Origin of the sequence: Streptomyces sp. RP5T (assembly GCF_003933965.1) — a bacterium.
GTDB lineage: Bacteria > Actinomycetota > Actinomycetes > Streptomycetales > Streptomycetaceae > Streptomyces.
In genome coordinates this window covers 1-854 of sequence record NZ_RSAJ01001193.1, presented here as the reverse complement: position 1 = coordinate 854, position 854 = coordinate 1, and the positions used below count along the sequence as shown (strand labels likewise).

The 854-nt window shown below is 71.4% G+C and carries 1 protein-coding gene; it reads left to right on the top strand.

Annotated elements, in window-relative coordinates; translation table 11 throughout:
* Positions 1-596 (top strand): hypothetical protein (locus tag EHS43_RS45340; RefSeq protein WP_260471035.1); only part of this gene is annotated, 596 nt, incomplete at its 5' end.
* Positions 597-854 lie beyond the last annotated feature (258 nt).

The following is an 854-nucleotide window of genomic DNA, read 5'->3' as shown; positions in this document are numbered from 1 at the left end:
CACGAAAGGGCGCGCTCGCAGCCGCGCTCGCCGCCGCACTCCTGGCCGGACCCGGCACCGCCTTGGCCGCCCCGGCCGCCGCGCCCCCACCCCGTGAACAGGTCGCGGCGGCCACCATCACCTGGACCCTGGAGCGGGCGAGCAACCCCACCGCGGACCAGCAGTCGGCGTACACCCGCATCACTTCGGCCATGAACGCCGCGGTGGCCCGCTACAACAACCTCAGCGACCTGGGGAAGTCCCTCACCGTCCGCTACGACACGAGCGTGCCCACCGCGGACGGCAACATCAACGGGACCATCCGCTTCGGCAGCGACCGCGGTTACATGACCGAGCGGACCGCCCTGCACGAGATCGCCCACACCATCGGCGTGGGCACGAGTGCGGGCTGGTCCTCGCACGGCGGCAACAGCGGCACCTGGACGGGCGCTCAGGCGACCGCTCTCGTGCGGCAGTACGACGGTTCCTCGGCCAAGTTGTCCACCGGCGGTGGCCACTTCTGGCCGTACGGCCTCAACTACGAGAACGAGTTCTCCAGTACGGCGGCCGACCGCCACGTGCGGATCGTCGAGGCGATGGTGCGTGACGGCCTGTGAGTTGAGGGGTTGATGTCGGGGGGCGAAAAACCGCTCCCCGACACGGTGTCCGGGCGCAGGGCCCGTCCCTGAGGGGAAGGGCCTCTGTCGTCCGGCATCTCACTCGCGCGCACTGGAGTCTCTCTTGGACGTCCACGGCACATCCGGCACTTCCGGGCCCGGTCCGTTCTCCCGCCGCAGATTCCTCCAGGCGGCCGGCGTCACCGCCACCGCCGTCGCGGCCACCGGCACACCCGCCCGGGCCGCCTCCTCCCGTAC